This window comes from Pectobacterium versatile, from assembly GCF_003932035.1.
In the GTDB taxonomy this organism is placed as follows: Bacteria; Pseudomonadota; Gammaproteobacteria; order Enterobacterales; family Enterobacteriaceae; genus Pectobacterium; species Pectobacterium versatile.
Map to the genome: position 1 here is coordinate 1,431,922 of NZ_CP034276.1, position 14,745 is coordinate 1,446,666.

At 56.0% G+C, this 14,745-nt stretch carries 13 protein-coding genes; 8 read left to right on the forward strand and 5 right to left on the reverse strand.

Features of this window, described 5'->3' with window-relative positions; translation table 11 throughout:
* Window positions 1-1,170, reverse strand: a complete 1,170-nt coding sequence (locus EIP93_RS06420; RefSeq protein WP_103860146.1) for an MFS transporter — start codon at window positions 1,168-1,170, stop codon at window positions 1-3.
* A gap of 343 nt (window positions 1,171-1,513) precedes the next feature.
* Between EIP93_RS06420 and menF the strand changes: the two genes are divergently transcribed.
* The 6 genes from menF to menE all read left to right on the forward strand — a co-directional run bounded on the left by menF (window position 1,514) and on the right by menE (window position 8,858).
* The gene (gene menF, locus EIP93_RS06425; protein ID WP_103860147.1) at window positions 1,514-2,836 is read left to right on the forward strand and encodes an isochorismate synthase MenF; all 1,323 of its coding nucleotides are present in this window, start codon (window positions 1,514-1,516) and stop codon (window positions 2,834-2,836) included.
* Between the two features lie 245 nt (window positions 2,837-3,081).
* Window positions 3,082-4,764 (forward strand): 2-succinyl-5-enolpyruvyl-6-hydroxy-3-cyclohexene-1-carboxylic-acid synthase, encoded by a 1,683-nt coding sequence (gene menD / locus EIP93_RS06430; RefSeq protein WP_125232448.1) that lies wholly within the window; start codon window positions 3,082-3,084, stop codon window positions 4,762-4,764.
* Window positions 4,752-5,567, forward strand: a complete 816-nt coding sequence (menH, locus tag EIP93_RS06435; RefSeq protein WP_109225171.1) for a 2-succinyl-6-hydroxy-2,4-cyclohexadiene-1-carboxylate synthase — start codon at window positions 4,752-4,754, stop codon at window positions 5,565-5,567. The genes menD and menH overlap by 13 nt, the downstream gene beginning before the upstream one ends.
* 5 nt (window positions 5,568-5,572) lie before the next feature.
* On the forward strand, window positions 5,573-6,430 hold the full coding sequence (menB, locus tag EIP93_RS06440; RefSeq protein ID WP_109225170.1) for a 1,4-dihydroxy-2-naphthoyl-CoA synthase: 858 nt from the start codon (window positions 5,573-5,575) through the stop codon (window positions 6,428-6,430).
* A complete protein-coding gene (gene menC, locus EIP93_RS06445; RefSeq protein WP_125232449.1) occupies window positions 6,430-7,401 on the forward strand; it encodes an o-succinylbenzoate synthase in 972 nt (323 codons plus the stop codon). The genes menB and menC overlap by 1 nt, the downstream gene beginning before the upstream one ends.
* The gene (gene menE / locus EIP93_RS06450; RefSeq protein WP_125232450.1) at window positions 7,389-8,858 is read left to right on the forward strand and encodes an o-succinylbenzoate--CoA ligase; all 1,470 of its coding nucleotides are present in this window, start codon (window positions 7,389-7,391) and stop codon (window positions 8,856-8,858) included. The genes menC and menE overlap by 13 nt, the downstream gene beginning before the upstream one ends.
* A 1-nt stretch (window position 8,859) precedes the next feature.
* Here the strand turns inward: menE and EIP93_RS06455 are convergent, their stop codons facing one another.
* Entirely contained in the window at window positions 8,860-9,069 is a 210-nt protein-coding gene (locus EIP93_RS06455) for a catalase (RefSeq protein WP_225591989.1), read from the reverse strand.
* 249 nt (window positions 9,070-9,318) lie between these two features.
* On the opposite strand from EIP93_RS06455, the gene EIP93_RS06460 reads away from it, so the two are divergent.
* Window positions 9,319-9,858, forward strand: a complete 540-nt coding sequence (locus tag EIP93_RS06460; RefSeq protein ID WP_109225169.1) for a YfaZ family outer membrane protein — start codon at window positions 9,319-9,321, stop codon at window positions 9,856-9,858.
* A gap of 84 nt (window positions 9,859-9,942) precedes the next feature.
* Here the strand turns inward: EIP93_RS06460 and tyrP are convergent, their stop codons facing one another.
* On the reverse strand, window positions 9,943-11,151 hold the full coding sequence (gene tyrP / locus EIP93_RS06465; protein WP_010301326.1) for a tyrosine transporter TyrP: 1,209 nt from the start codon (window positions 11,149-11,151) through the stop codon (window positions 9,943-9,945).
* A gap of 221 nt (window positions 11,152-11,372) precedes the next feature.
* Between tyrP and EIP93_RS06470 the strand changes: the two genes are divergently transcribed.
* The gene (locus EIP93_RS06470) at window positions 11,373-12,566 is read left to right on the forward strand and encodes a nicotinamide mononucleotide deamidase-related protein YfaY (protein WP_103941717.1); all 1,194 of its coding nucleotides are present in this window, start codon (window positions 11,373-11,375) and stop codon (window positions 12,564-12,566) included.
* Between the two features lie 420 nt (window positions 12,567-12,986).
* Here the strand turns inward: EIP93_RS06470 and EIP93_RS06475 are convergent, their stop codons facing one another.
* Together EIP93_RS06475 and EIP93_RS06480 are read right to left on the reverse strand one after the other, a co-directional pair.
* Window positions 12,987-13,847, reverse strand: coding sequence for a co-chaperone YbbN (locus tag EIP93_RS06475; protein WP_103970640.1), 861 nt, complete (start codon window positions 13,845-13,847; stop codon window positions 12,987-12,989).
* 110 nt (window positions 13,848-13,957) lie between these two features.
* Window positions 13,958-14,728, reverse strand: coding sequence for an SDR family oxidoreductase (locus EIP93_RS06480; RefSeq protein WP_125232451.1), 771 nt, complete (start codon window positions 14,726-14,728; stop codon window positions 13,958-13,960).
* Between the last annotated feature and the right edge of the window lie 17 nt (window positions 14,729-14,745).

Sequence of the window (14,745 nt, forward strand, 5' to 3'; positions counted from 1 at the left end):
TTAGCGGATAACGGCACGCGCACTGGCGCTAACGCCCAGCAATAGCAGTGCGACAAACCCGAATGCGGTAGCCAAATTGCTGAACTGTGCAATAAAGCCAAGAATAGTTGGGCCGATCAGAATACCTGCATAGCCCACCGTGGTAATGGAGGCGATGGCAAGATTCGGCGGCATGATCTTTTGATTTCCCGCGGCGCTGAAAAGGATCGGTACCACATTCGATGCGCCAATACCCACCATCACAAAGCCAAGAATGGCGGTGATTGCATTATCAATGCTGATCGTTAACACCAGACCGAGTGCGGCACAGAGGCTGCCACCGGTCAGAATCGCGTAGCGGCCGAGCGCATTAACGATGCGATCGCCGTTCAGCCTGCCCAGCGTCATCGCGACGGAAAATGCCGCATAGCCCATGCCCGCCTGCGCGCCGCTCAGGTTGCGTTCAACCGTTAAGAAGAGGGCGCTCCAGTCCAGTATGGAACCTTCGGCTAAGAACATGATGAAGCACAGTGAGCCAATGAACATCACCCAGCCGCGCGGGATGACAAACAGCGGGCTGTCGTCATCTTGATTTGTGGTGCGTAGCAGGTGTTTATGCGCTGTTGCCATAAATATCAGCATGAGTGCGACAATCGCCAGAATCGCCATCAGCGGGGACAGGCCAAGCCACAGCAGGGCGCTGACGCCGCCTGCGCCGACAATCCCCCCGATGCTAAAGAAGCCATGAAACCCGGACATCATCGCCCGACCGCTTGCCCGTTCCACGATGACGGCCTGAATATTCATCGCGACATCAATCATACCCATGGACGCGCCGAAAAAGAGCAGCGTTATCGCCATGAGAGGCAGCGTTTCTGCCTGCGTCAGCGCGGGCAACACCAGACAAAGCAGCGCGCTTGCCAGCAAAATAACGCTGCGGCACCCCAGTTTGCTGGTGAGGAAACCGGTAAGCGGCATGGCTAAGAGCGAGCCAATACCGAGAGAAAGCAGCAACATCCCCAGAGAGGCATCACTGATAGCCAGCCGCGTTTTGACAAAGGGCACCAGCGGCGCCCAGGAAGCCATAGCAAAGCCCGCAACAAAGAAAACGATGCGCGTGGCCGCCTGTGCTTTCTTGCCTGGCAGATTCTGATTAATGCATAACGGGTTGGAATTCAGAGCTGTACTCATCCTGAACGAGGCTATCCGGTCGACGTAACAAGGGCCTACTTTTACCATAATTAGCGGTCTGAATGGAAAGAATCCTGGTGTGCGGTGTTGGCGTGAGGGAAGAAGGGGGGCTTGGAGCCGTGGAGCGGGCAAAAAAATGCCGATTAGATAATCGGCAAAAGAATCGGTCAATTGAAGCAATAATGATGATGGAAGAGGATTTTAAAGCGATGCGCGCGACCCGTTTTGCCGTTTGGTGCGATTTCAGTCCGTGCTCACCGTTATGGTCTTGCGTAACCTCTCACCCACGACATGTTTTTTTCCCGTATAATCCCCTACTTTGTGTTAGGTCTCCGGGGTAACGGTGAAACAACTTTCCGACTTGCTGCGGCATCTGCAGCAGGATTTGCGCGAGCCACAGCCTGAGCGCGCAGGTTTCAGACAAATAACGCGTTCGTTGGCCCTCAGCGATGCGTCTGAGCTATTGCCGTGGCTGGCGACCCAGCCAGTGTACCCCCAGTTCTATTGGCAGCATCGTCAGGATCGTGAAGAAGCCGCTGTTTGTGGCAACGTGTGCGGGTTTCGCCACATTCAGGACGCCGAGGCGTTTCTTGCTCAGCAGCAGTGCGATTCCGATGTGCGCATCTGGGGGCTGAACGCGTTTAATCAAACGAAAGAGGACTACGTTGCGTCACCCAGCTACCTGTTTTTGCCCCGGGCAGAACTGCGACGTCAGGATGATACGCTCAGCCTGAGTATTAATCTGTTCAGTGACACATCATTGCAACAGGATGCCGTTGAAGCCTCGGCGTTTATTAACCTGCTTCTACCACCCGCGTCGCAGCCTCTTTTGCATGCGGAGGTGCAGTCCGTCGGGCATCAGCCGGAGCGTCAGGGGTGGATTGATTTGCTCCAGCGGGCGCTGCATGACATCAATACCGGGCTGATGGAAAAGGTCGTTCTGGCGCGGGCGACCACGTTAACGCTGACGCAGCCGCTACAGGCCACCACCTTTATGGCTGCCAGCTGGGCGGCAAATCACCACTGTTTCCATTTCATGCTGGCGCACGATGCGCGTCATGCGTTTCTTGGTTCCAGCCCGGAGCGGCTTTATCGTCGGCGGGGAACCGAATTAGAAACGGAAGCGTTGGCAGGAACGGTGGCAAGCGACCGCGATGCGCACAAAGCCGCTGAGCTGGCCGACTGGCTGATGAATGACACCAAAAATCAGTGCGAGAACATGCTGGTGGTGGATGATATTTGTCAGCGGCTACAGCAGTCCGCACTGTCGCTAGATGTCATGCCGCCGGAAATTGTGCGCCTGCGTAAAGTACAGCATCTGCGCCGTACCATTCACGCCACGCTGCGCACTGCATCCGATAGCGCGTGCCTGAATGCGTTACAGCCTACGGCAGCCGTCGCGGGTCTGCCGAGGCAAGAGGCTCGCCGTTTTATTGCCGAACATGAACCCTTTGAACGCGGCTGGTACGCGGGTTCCGCTGGTTACCTTTCGCGTCAGCAGTCTGAATTCAGCGTGGCGCTACGTTCGGCCGAAGTGCGAGATCATGTTTTAACGCTCTATGCCGGTGCCGGAATTGTGGCGGGTTCTGATCCAGAACAAGAATGGCAGGAGTTAGAAAACAAAGCCGCAGGGCTAAGATCCCTGTTAGACGGTGATATGTCATAGTTTTGTTTTATGGTTGTTGTGCGAGGTACTGGTTTATATCAAAGTCAGCGTGATAAAAAAAAATATAATAAGGCTGATCTCGATGTGTGCTGAAGGGCAACCAGACCGCCAACAGCTTGATCATTAGTATTTGCTTAATACCCTAAATCATTCGAGTTGCGTGACAAAACGTTAGCGTTTTGAACAACGCTATGCGGCTTGAAGTATAACGGATATAACCTGCAACCTGAGTTGTTGAGTACAACATGTCAACAAGTGTATTTAATCGCCGCTGGGCTACATTACTGCTGGAATCGCTGACCCGCCACGGTGTCCGGCATGTCTGCATCGCGCCTGGCTCTCGCTCCACCCCGTTGACGCTGTCTGCGGCGGATAATCACGCACTGATTTGCCACACGCATTTTGACGAGCGGGGGCTCGGGCATTTGGCGCTGGGGCTGGCAAAAGCCTCGCGTGAACCGGTTGCGATTATCGTGACGTCAGGCACTGCTGCCGCGAATCTTTACCCTGCCATCATTGAAGCCGGGTTAACCGGTGAACGTCTGGTGGTTCTGACGGCTGACCGCCCGCCGGAGTTGATTGACTGCGGTGCGAATCAGGCGATTCGTCAGCATGCACTGTATGCTTCACACCCCACGCTGGCGCTGGATTTACCTCGCCCCACGCCCGATATTCCGGCTAGTTGGCTGGTTTCCTCTGTGGATAGCGCCATGGCGCGGCTGACGCACGGCGCGTTGCACATTAACTGTCCCTTTGCCGAACCGCTGTACGGTGCCGATGACGGCACGGCGTATCAGGACTGGCTGATGACGCTGGGCGACTGGTGGAATAGCCGTGAGCCTTGGCTGCGCGAAATGCGCCAGAGTACGCTGGCGGTGCAGCCGGACTGGTTGCAGTGGCGACAGAAGCGGGGCGTTGTCCTCGCTGGTCGCGTGACTCCTGAACAAGGGGGACAACTCGCCGCGTGGGCGAACGAACTGGGCTGGCCGCTGATTGGTGATGTCCTGTCGCAAAGCGGGCAGCCGTTACCTTGTGCGGATATTTGGCTGGCGCATCCTGACGCAGCGGCTCGCTTACAGCAGGCGGAAATTGTCTTGCAGTTCGGCGGTAGCCTGACGGGTAAGCGCCTGCTGCAATGGCAGGAACAGTGCCAGCCGCAAGAATTCTGGTTAATTGACGATTTGCCGGGACGGCTGGATCCGGCTCATCACCGTGGACGCCGTCTGGTGGCGGACGTGGGCGAATGGCTGTCTGCGCATCCTGCACATAAACAAGCTCCGTGGGCGGATTTACTGGCGGATATTGCCGACAGAACGCAGCGGCAGGTCGACGCACATCTGGCTTCCCGCTTTGGTGAGGCACAGCTGGCGCAGCGCATACCAGCGCTGTTGCCGCCGGACGGGCAGCTATTTGTCGGCAATAGTCTCGTGGTGCGTTTGATCGACGCATTGGCGCAGCTCCCACAGGGATATCCGGTGTACGGTAATCGCGGTGCCAGCGGCATTGATGGCCTGATTTCCACGCTGGCCGGTGTACAGCGTGCCACGTCAAAAGCCACGCTGGGCATCGTCGGCGATCTTTCCGCGTTATACGATTTGAATGCGCTGGCGCTGCTGCGTCAGTCTCCCGCACCGCTGGTATTAATCGTGGTAAACAATAACGGCGGCCAGATATTTTCCCTGCTGCCGACGCCAGTTGCACAGCGTGAAGCGTTTTACTGCATGCCGCAAAATGTGGAATTCGGGCACGCTGCTGCGATGTTTGGCCTGAATTACGTGCGTGCCGAGAGCTGGGAACAGCTGGAGAGTACGGTAGCGGATTGCTGGACTCAGGGCGGCGTCACGCTGCTGGAAGTGGTGGTTGAGCCGAAGGACGGCGCGGAAACGCTCAATGAACTGGTCGCTCAGGTGGCGACGTGGGCGCACTAGAGTTTCAGGGGATAGATTTTCAAGGGCTAGGCTGCCGGAAAGTGACGCATGGCGCGGTGGCGCCGAGGCAGCCGTGGCTGGTGTGCTTGCATGGTTTATTAGGCAGCGGTGAGGACTGGCAGCCCATTCTGCCGTTTTGTCGTGACTGGCCCGTGCTGCTGGTGGATTTACCCGGACACGGCGCGTCGCGAATGATATCCACAACAGATTTTGCCGATGTTAGTAGCCAGTTAAGCAAGACACTGTTGGATCAAGGCATTGAGAATTACTGGCTGCTAGGCTATTCGCTCGGTGGGCGTATCGCGATGTATCACGCCTGCAACGGGCAGCATGACGGCATGCTCGGGTTGCTGGTCGAAGGCGGACATCCCGGCTTGGCAACGCCGGAGCAGCGTACGGAACGCATCCACCATGATGCACGTTGGGCGCAGCGCTTTCGTCAGGAACCGCTGCCAGCGGTCTTGCAGGACTGGTATCAGCAGGCGGTCTTTGCCGATGTTGACTCTACTCAGCGTGAACAGCTGATCGTGCGGCGTAGCGCCAATCACGGTGCGTCCGTTGCGGCAATGCTGGAAGCCACCTCGCTGGGGCGGCAGCCTTTTTTGGTGGAACGCCTCCAGCACCTGTCGATACCTTTTGTTTACTTATGCGGTGTCAGCGATGTGAAGTTTCAAACGCTGGCGGCGCAATACGGCCTGCCGTTACTGAGCGTGGCTCAGGCGGGTCACAATGCTCATCAGGCGAATCCAACGGCCTATGCCGAGCGGGTTCGCTCTTTTCTTTTGCATCACGTTAAGGATTGATAACTATGCTTTATCCGAGTGAAGATCTGCTTTACGCACCGATTGAATGGCACGATTGCAGCGGCGACTTCGCCGATATTCTCTACCATAAATCCGTTGATGGCATTGCCAAAATCACTATTAACCGTCCTCAGGTTCGCAATGCGTTCCGTCCGCAAACGGTAAAAGAGATGATTCAGGCGCTCGATAATGCCCGTCATGACGACGGTATCGGGACGATTATCCTGACCGGTGCTGGCGATAAAGCATTCTGCTCCGGCGGCGATCAGAAAGTTCGTGGCGACTACGGCGGTTATCAGGACGACAGCGGCGTGCATCACCTGAACGTGCTGGATTTCCAGCGCCAGATCCGTACCTGTCCGAAGCCAGTCATCGCGATGGTCGCAGGCTATTCCATCGGTGGCGGACACGTTCTGCACATGATGTGTGACCTGACGATTGCGGCAGAGAACGCCATCTTCGGTCAAACGGGTCCGCGTGTCGGTTCCTTTGACGGCGGCTGGGGCGCTTCTTACATGGCGCGCATCGTGGGTCAGAAGAAAGCGCGTGAAATCTGGTTCCTGTGCCGCCAGTACGACGCTGCGCAAGCGCTGGATATGGGGCTGGTGAACACGGTAGTACCGTTGGCGGATCTGGAAAAAGAAACCGTGCGCTGGTGCCGTGAAATGCTGCAAAACAGCCCAATGGCGCTGCGCTGTCTGAAAGCGGCGCTGAACGCAGACTGTGACGGTCAGGCGGGCTTGCAGGAGCTGGCGGGTAACGCCACCATGCTGTTCTACATGACAGATGAAGGGCAGGAAGGCCGCAACGCGTTCAATGAAAAACGTCAGCCTGACTTCAGCAAATTCAAACGGAATCCGTAATGCGTCAGGTCACTCTCTATCGTTACAGCCTGCCGATGGAAGCCGGAGTGGTGCTGCGTAATCAGCGTCTGAAAACCCGCGATGGGCTTATCGTTCGCCTGCAAGACGGCGAGCGGTTGGGCTGGGGTGAGATTGCGCCGTTGCCGGAATTCAGCGTGGAAACGTTGGCAGAGGCGGAATCAGCCGCGCTTGAACAGCTACAATCGTGGGCAGCAGGACAGGCATTTTCTGACGATCTTCCGCCGTCGGTTGCCTTTGGCTTGAGCTGTGCGCAGGCCGAGCTGGAGCAGCGTTTGCCGCAGGCGGCGGACTATCGCAAAGCGCCATTGTGCAGCGGCGATCCTGATGAGCTGTTTGAGATGCTACAGGCGATGCCAGGCGAGAAAGTGGCAAAGATCAAAGTCGGCCTGTACGAAGCGGTGCGTGACGGCATGATCGTTAACGTACTGCTGGAAGCCTTGCCGGATCTGAAACTCCGTCTGGATGCCAACCGCAGTTGGACGCGTGCCAAAGCCGACGGCTTCGCTCGTTATGTCGCGCCGTCATTGCGTTCTCGCATTGCCTTTCTTGAAGAGCCTTGCAAAACCCGTGAAGAATCTCGCGAGTTTGCGCGGGAAACGGGCATCAACATTGCCTGGGACGAAAGCGTGCGCGAGGCGGATTTTCGGGTAGAAGCCGAGCCGGGCGTGAGCGCGATTGTGATCAAGCCTACGCTTGTCGGTAGTCTCGCACGTTGCCAGCAACTGGTGCAGGAAACGCATCAGGCTGGATTAACGGCGGTGATCAGCTCCAGCATCGAATCCAGTCTGGGTTTAACGCAGTTGGCGCGTTTGGCACACTGGTTGACGCCGGACACGGTTCCAGGGCTGGACACGTTAGATCTGATGCAGGCGCAGGTGATTCAACGCTGGCAGGATAGCGCGTTGCCGCTGCTGGCTGCTGAGCAACTGGATGTGGTATGGCAATCCTGACTGACTGGCCGTGGCGACACTGGGCTAGCCAGATGCCCCAGTCTGTTTCGGTGAATGAGTTTGTTTCGTTGAATGAATCTGTCGCATTGATTGAGGATGAAACCCGCTGGAGCTGGCAGTCGCTTGCCCAGCGGGTAGATCAACTGGCAGAGCGTTTTACCCAGCAGGGCGTTATGCCTGACTGTACGGTCGCGCTACGCGGGAAAAATAGCGTCCGGATGCTGTTCAGCTATCTGGCGCTGTTACAGTGCGGCGCGCGCGTACTGCCGCTGAATCCACAGTTACCTGATGCATTAACCGAGGCGCTACTGCCTGCGCTGAATGTAACGTATGGCCTGTGCCTGAATGATAAATCGTGGCCGAAGGCTGTACGCACGCTTTCTTTGCCATCTGATTCTTTACCCCTGTGTGATGCCGAGGAAAGCCGCCGTACCGATAGATTACGCTGGCAGGCCGATCGGCTGGCGACGCTGACGCTGACATCCGGCTCCAGCGGGATGCCGAAGGCGGCGGTGCATTCATTTGCTGCCCATCTCTCCAGCGCGGAAGGTGTGGTTCAGATGATGGCATTTTCCGCCAGCGACAGCTGGCTGTTGTCACTTCCGCTCTTCCACGTTTCCGGGCAGGGCATTGTCTGGCGCTGGCTTGCGACCGGGGCAACGATTGTTGTCCGTGCGCATCAGCCTCTGGATAGTGCGCTGCGCGATTGCACCTATGCTTCTCTGGTGCCGACGCAACTGTGGCGACTGCTGTCAGAAGGGACATTCCCCACGGCATTAAAGGCTGTATTGCTCGGTGGTGCGATGATCCCGCAGGCGCTGACGCAACAGGCGGAAGCGCGAGGCGTCAGTTGCTGGTGTGGCTATGGTCTGACGGAACTGGCATCCACGGTCTGCGCGAAACGTGCTGACAGATGTTCGGGCGTCGGCATGCCACTGCACGGGCGAGAGATCCGGCTGGTGGAGGATGAAATCCTGCTGCGTGGCAGCACGCTGGCCGCCGGCTATTGGCGTGACGGAAAACTGATTCCACTCGTCGATGATGACGGCTGGTTTCACACTCGGGATCGCGGGTTACTGACTGAAGGTGAGTGGCACATTCTGGGGCGTCTGGATAATCAATTCTTCAGCGGTGGGGAAGGGATTCAGCCCGAGAATATCGAAGCCGTGCTGTTGGCACACCCCGATGTTCAACAGGCCTGCATTGTGCCCGTTGACGATGCAGAGTTCGGCCACCGTCCTGTGGCGGTATTGGAGGTGGCACAAACCACGATGCTTGATGCGATACGCGATTGGCTACAGCCGCAGCTTGCCGGATTTCAGCGTCCGGTCGCGTATTATGCGCTGCCCGTTGAACTGAAAAATGGTGGGATTAAGCTTTCTCGCCAGCAGGTGAAAAGCTGGGTCAATGCAACGCACCATTCGTCCAACACAACAGGTCGCGCAGATCGGTCGTAGGCTAGTTGTCCGGTGCGCTGGTGCCGGGTTTCGCCACCTTTTGTGGATGACTGGTCTGGTTACTGGCGCTGGTTTCACGATCAAACAGCGCCAGTTTCTCCAGAAACCACATGTCCTGAAACCGCATCGGGCTGTGCGTATCGGAACCCGCTGGAAGGCGATTAACCGGTGTGGTGTGCTTTCCTGTGGCTAATTTTTCTTCTCTCATCATCGTTTCCTTCTGCCTGTTTTGTCGTCATCCATGGTGAATACTATTGTTCACTTTGTCTTTTTTGAGCAAATAGGCGGCACTTATTACTGCCATTGTCAGCAACGGTGAAGGCAAACTTTCATGATTATTAAAAGAATAAATCGCTGCTCAGGGCAATTTCGTGCTGGAGTGAGGGGGCGTTTCGGGTAGAATCGGCAACGATAACACCTTTACACGCGCGTTTAACGACGGTTTTTAAGGATATTGAAAATGAAAAAGTTTGTGATTGCCTGTGCGGGAAGCTTGTTGCTTGCAAGTGCTTCCGTACATGCCATTAGCCTTTCCGGGGAAGCGGGTCGCGATTACGCAGGCGCCAGTGCGGGCTTCGGTCTGGGCATTCCTGGGCTTGCGGGTAATGTCAGCTACGCCCACGGCGACAACAACAATGACGTATACGGCTTCGGTCTGGGATACACCATTCCTGTTGGTCCACTCAAACTGACTGTGGGTGGTAAAGCGCTGTACCTGAATCAGGATCACGGCAATGATGGCTATGGTGTCGCACTGGGCGGCGGCGTGCAGTGGCCGCTGAGCCGTCAGTTCTCGCTGTATGGCGAAGGCTATTATTCACCAGATGCTTTCTCCAGCCATGTTGACCACTATGTTGAAGGGAAAGCGGGCGTTCGCTGGCAGGTATTTGGACCGCTGAACGTCGATGTCGGCTACCGCTACATCAATATGGCGCGTGAGAACGGCCCGGATAACAGACTGGCGGATTCTGCCTATGTTGGCGTTGGTCTGAACTTCTGATAGCTATCTGAAGTTAAAAGAAAAAAGAGCGTGAATGTTGAGTTCACGCTCTTTTTTTATGTCTTGGATTAACCAATGAGAAGGTTAACTGATTGACGGCAGCCAGCCTGCCACCATCGCCAGTTGGATCAGGATGATTGCGATGCCGCTGGTGAAGACCAGTGCCAAGACCGGTGCGCCACCGCGCGTCGCGCGTATTTCAGGACGTTGTTTGCGCACCTGCCAGCTCAGCAAGACTGGAATAAGTAGTGCCAGCACGGCCAGCGCAATTGCCGCATAGCCCAGCGCCATCACGAATCCTTGTGGATAAAAGAGGGCAAACACCAGCGGGGGAATAAAGGTCAGCAAGCCCGTTTGCGCGCGCCCGATGATGCTATTTTTACGTTTAAACAGATCGGCTAAATAATCGAATAATCCAAGCGCCACGCCGAGGAAAGAGGTCGCCAGCGCCAGATCGGCAAACAGGTGGACGGCCAGTTCAACGTGTGGTGAGGCAACCAGCGTGCGAATAGCCTGCATCAACCCATTCAATCCCGCCTGATCGGCCAAAATAGCGTTGAATGTTGAAGAACTGAGGCTACCCAACATCACGAGCTGCCAGAAGATATAGGCAATCAGCGGTATCACGCTACCGATAAGGAATATCCGGCGTAGCTTACGGCTGTCGCCACCCATGTAGTGCACGATGCTGGGGATACTGCCGTGAAAACCAAATGAGGTCAGAATGACCGGTAATGCCGAGAGCGTCAGACCCTGTTGCAGCGGCAGCGTTAGGAGGTTGACGCGCTGAATATGGGGAACCATGACGGCCAACATGATGACGAGCATCAGCACTTTGCCGCTAAACAGGATGCGGTTAAACAAATCGACTGAGGATGTTCCGATACAGACGACGCCGCCAGCAACCAGCGTGAAGAGCAGAATGCCTGCGGACAGCGGAAGTGAGTAGCCACTCCACTGGCTGATACTGCTGGCGAGTAGTTCGCCTGCGCCGCTGATATAGGCCGCGGTGAGCGCATACATCAGAAATAACATACTAAAGCCGGTAATCCACTGTCCCCAGCGACCGAGGTAGATTTTTGCCAGCGTGCCCAGCCCAGTGTGCGACGGCTGATGCTGATACACTTCAACCAGTAATAAGGCGCTGTAACACATCAGTGCCCACAGACCGATCAATATCATCAATGTAGTACCAAATCCGACGCCTGCGGTGGCTAACGGCATCGCCAACATTCCAGCTCCGATAGTGGTGCCTGCAACGATAAAAATGCTGCCAAGAGTACGATTTTTCACCTATTCCTCTATAAATAGCGTGGCTATCCAGATATTTTTGGCAGCAGGGTAGAGTATTCAGTGATTTCTGTCAAAACGCCGTTACGAGGGGTGTAATTTTATATTTACACTGGAGTGAGGGGCGTTGGAGGCGGTGCGTTATCGGGCAGGCAGAAAGAAACATTGTGTTTGTTCATGCGACTTTTTAAAGTGGTTTCAGGATCGTCACGAGGAATAAAAAAATGCTTAGGGTCGAGATGTTATGTACCGGCGATGAAGTGCTGCATGGTCAGATTATTGATACCAATGCGGCCTGGCTGGCGGATTATCTGTTTCAGCAGGGATTACCGATGACCAGCCGGATGACGGTGGGGGACGATCTCGATGCGCTGGTGACTGCGATAACGCAGCGTAGCCAGATAGCCGATATCCTGATTGTGAACGGCGGCCTGGGGCCGACCAGCGACGATCTCAGCGCGTTGGCGGCGGCCACTGCCGCAGGAGAAGGGCTGGTTGAGCACGCGGAATGGCTGGCGCGTATGGAGGCTTTCTTTGCCGAGCGTGGCAGAGTGATGGCACCGAGCAACCGCAAACAGGCGCAAATCCCTGCCAGCGCGGAAATGGTGGATAACCCGGTGGGCACCGCCTGTGGTTTTGCGCTGCAATTGAACAAGTGCCTGATGTTTTTTACACCGGGCGTGCCGTCTGAGTTTAAGGTCATGGTCGATCAGCAAATTATGCCGCGCTTGCGCGAGCGTTTTGCTGTCGCCGATGCCCCACTGTGCCTACGTCTGACCACCTTTGGGCGCTCCGAGAGCGATCTGGCAAGCCAGTTGGACGGCATGGCGTTACCGCCGGGCGTGGTGCTGGGCTACCGCTCTTCTATGCCAATTATCGAGCTGAAGCTGACTGGCCCAGCCGCGCAGCAGGAAAATATGGAGCAACTGTGGGAAACGGTGCGCACCGTGGCAGGGGAAAATACCATCTTTGAAGGAACCGAGGGGTTACCGGCACAACTGGCACGGCGTCTGGCCGAGCGTGATATGACGCTGGCAGTGAGTGAACACTTCACGGCAGGATTGCTCAACTGGCAGCTTCAGTCGGCGGATGTTCCGCTGGCGGGCGGGGAACTGTTGGCAAACGTTGAAGATAGCAGCCTGTCTGGGTTAGTGGACTATGCTCGCCATCTGGCGGAGCGTCAGGGGGCATCGTTAGCGCTGGTTGTGGGTAACCGGAATGATGCAGAGCTGTCATTAGCGCTGCATACGCCGGAAGGATCTTTTGCCCAAACGATACAGTTCAACGTACAGCGCTACAGCCTGAAAACCCATCAGGAAGTCGTTGCGATGCTGGCGATGAACATGCTGCGCCGCTGGCTAAATGGGTGGGCCGTCTACGGCGGACATGGTTGGATCACGGTGTTGGAGACGTTGTAGTCAGCGGGGGGATCTAAGACTGCCTCTGAGTCGTATTTTTATGTCACTGTCGAGGCTGTTTCGTGCGCGATGATACCGTCATTTTCATGCTATTTCATAGCACGCGCCCGACACGGGGCGTCTCAAGCGCCGCTCGCCCCGTGACCCCTAGGCTTTTTGGCGTGAATTACGCCGCTGGCGCGGTTCCTTCGTCGGTATCAGGCTTAACGGACCGCTTGCGACACGTTCCCGACGTGGCGCAAGCTTTCGCCGCATCCATGCGGCTCATCCTAAGCCTGCTATCTCCTCAGCATAATTTTTTACGCCGAGTAACGTCAAAATCATCGCATCAAGTCAGTATAAGTCTATAAGCCGATGGCTAATGCTTGCCTGCAAATAAAAAGGCCAGAATCAACGTTCTGGCCTTTTTCACAAGATAAATCAATATAATAACGAATAGAGCTGGCGGCGGTAGCGGGCGGCGAGGGCATCGCTGGTGCCGAGGGCGGCCATGATGTCCATCAGCGTTTTACGTGCGCTGCCGTTAGCAACGGCCAGATCTTTCTTCAGGAAGCCCATCAGCAGTTCAAGCGCTTCTTCGTTACGGCCGACCTGATGCAGTTGCAGAGCCAGCTGTACCGCGAGATCCGCATTTTGCGGGTCGACGTCCAACTGCTGCTGTAGATGCTGAATTTCTGGCGTATCTGCCGCCTGTTTCAGTAATTCAATCTGAGCCACGAGGCTATGGTAACGCGTGTCTCGATCTTGCAAAGGAATAGTGGCCAGCACGGCCTCAGCATCTTCACTGCGTTTAATTTGAATCTGCACTTCCGCCAGCATCAGACCGATGTCGCTGCGCTGCTGGCTGAGTTGCCAGGCGTCTTTCAGCAGTTGCATCGCTTCCGGCAGTTTGTCTTCCTGAATCAGCTGCTGCGCCTGTGCGACTTTCAGCTCTTCTTCTTTCGGTAGCGCGCGTTTCAGCAATTCACGAATCGCCTCTTCCGGCTGTGGACCCTGAAAACCATCCTGCGGCTGCCCGTCTTTAACCAGATACACGGTTGGGATTGAGCGCAGGCCAAACTGAGCGGCGACGCGCTGCTCGGTATCACAGTCAACCTTCGCCAGAACAAACTGTCCTGCGTATTCCTGCGCCAGCTTGTCCAGCACCGGTTCCAGCTCCAGGCAGTGCTGGCTACGCCCCGACCAGAAGTAAAACAGGACTGGCAGTGTCATGGAGTGTTCCAACACCTGATGCAGGTTGGATTCATTGACGTCAACGATAGTCGCTTGTTGTTCTAACATGAGTAGTCTCTCTTACTTCTTGAATTCATTTGACTCTTAGATGGGGCCTGTCGGTGTCACTTACAAGCCTCGTGCAGAGGTGAGTGCGCAATACATCGCCCTCTGCGACCTTATCCTCGTAATACCTTATCCAGAAGACACCCCGGTAGCAAACGACGCAGCCAGGTTAAGGCGTGAGCCACCAGCGTCACGGGATAGCGTAATTTAGGCCGCGAACTTTCCAGCGCATGATGGAGCTTCGGCAAGATCGCTTCCGGCGGCAGCGTGAAGCGTTTAGCGATGCCGGGGTTGGTGACCGGTTTGTCCGTCTGCGTCTGTGCCACGTTATTGGTAAAGCGCGTGCTGATCGGGCCTGGCTCGATCAGGCTGACGTGCAGGCCGCTGCCGTGTAATTCCATACGCAACGCATCCGACCAGGCTTCCAGCGCATATTTGCTGGCGGCATACGCACCGCGACCCGGTGTAGACACCAGCCCCAGCACGGAACTGGTCTGGATGATACGGCCTTTACCATGCGGCAGCATCGCGGGTAATAATAGCTGTGTGAGCTGATGCGTGCCGAACAGGTTGCTGGAAAACTGCTGTTCAAGCTGCTGGCGCGAAATGGTATTCAACGGGCCATACAGGCCATATCCAGCGTTGTTAAACAAACCGTACAGGCGATTATCGGTCAGTCTGATCACCTCCGCCGCGGCCTGTTCCACGCTGGTGCTGTCATCCAGATCGAGCGTAATCGCCTCCAGACCCAGCGTGGTCAGACGCGCCACATCCTCTGCGCGACGGCAGGCCGCAATCACGCGATAGCCGCGTTTTTGCAGATCCTGAGCGGCAATCAGGCCAATACCGCTGGAGCAACCCGTAATGAAGACCGTTTTTTGCATAACTTTACCTAATTCAA